The sequence below is a fragment of the Bartonella sp. TT119HLJHH genome, assembly GCF_042193385.1.
GTDB lineage: Bacteria > Pseudomonadota > Alphaproteobacteria > Rhizobiales > Rhizobiaceae > Bartonella.
Genome location: NZ_JBHILS010000107.1, coordinates 1 through 995, shown reverse-complemented (window position 1 = coordinate 995; position 995 = coordinate 1). Strand labels below are relative to the sequence as shown.

Below are 995 nucleotides of genomic sequence, written 5' to 3'. Positions count from 1 at the left end.
CAAGTATGGGATCGCCATAGTATTTTAGCCGAGCTACGCCGCCGTAATATGACCTTGGCGGAGCTCGCGAAAGCTTATCAACTATCGTCATCCAGTGTTCAACATATCTGGACACGGTCTAACGAGAAAGCCGAACGTGCTATTGCCGATTTTATCGGTTTGCCCGTCGAGCAGGTTTTTAGCGACCGCTACCCCAAAAGTCGCCGTCGCATTTTTAAAGCAGCAAAACATGCCAATACAGATTCGCGTGCGCATTCTGCTTTGCGCGGGAATGCTGCTTGAACTTCGTTACACGGCTTTGCGCTTTTGCGCATTTGCCATGAATTTAATACCATAAGATAAAAAGGTTTATCAATGTCTAAAGATCAGTACGAAATAGGCAAGATAAATTGCATAGCGTTGCATCATAGAACAGCCGTTTGGAAGGGTTGGTTCTGGCGATTAGATGGTGGTCATATTGTTTTTATAGGGGGTGGTTATGGTTGCTGCTTGTAATTTATGGACCCCAGAAGCCAGAAGCGATATCGTTAATCCTTATTCGGAGGTTGAACGTTTGGAAGCTATGCTTGCCTGTTCTTTTAAGGCGGTGAGTAGTGGATTTAAACATTTGCCAATCCGGTATATTATTGACCCTCCGCACTGCTTATTTGATGCGGCGTTAGCACGACAGATTGTTATTCATATTTTGCATTATCAGTTTGAGGTGCCGCGGCGGCGTCTTGTTGCCATGCAAGAGCGTGAACGCACTGCTGTTGCTCGTTCTTTGCGTACCATTAACCGGCGTTTGGAAGAACCCGTTTTTGCGAAAGCTTATCGAAGATGGGCAGGGCGTGCGATGGATTTATTCTTTAAAGAGATCAGAAAGGCGGCGGCGTGATGGCACAGTTTCAAAAGCTTGCTCTTGATGTGATTGTGGTGCCGGAGCGTATACGCCCTGTGGATGATGAGCATGCCAAGGCACTTGCACAATCAATGGCGCGGGAGGGATTGATGAA

3 protein-coding genes and 1 pseudogene are annotated in these 995 nt (G+C 46.8%); all 4 read left to right on the top strand.

Translation table 11 applies throughout. The features are described from left to right. Positions 1-282, top strand: a 282-nt coding sequence (locus ACFIJL_RS09570; protein ID WP_375624483.1) for a helix-turn-helix domain-containing protein, incomplete at its 5' end; no start/stop codon positions are given. 72 nt (positions 283-354) lie between these two features. Next, a complete protein-coding gene (locus ACFIJL_RS09565; RefSeq protein ID WP_375624481.1) occupies positions 355-495 on the top strand; it encodes a hypothetical protein in 141 nt (46 codons plus the stop codon). Beyond that, on the top strand, positions 479-877 hold the full coding sequence (locus ACFIJL_RS09560) for a hypothetical protein (protein WP_375617384.1): 399 nt from the start codon (positions 479-481) through the stop codon (positions 875-877). The genes ACFIJL_RS09565 and ACFIJL_RS09560 overlap by 17 nt, the downstream gene beginning before the upstream one ends. Further along, positions 877-995: pseudogene (locus ACFIJL_RS09555) on the top strand (chromosome partitioning protein ParB); the annotation flags it as partial. The gene ACFIJL_RS09560 and the pseudogene ACFIJL_RS09555, both read left to right, overlap by 1 nt.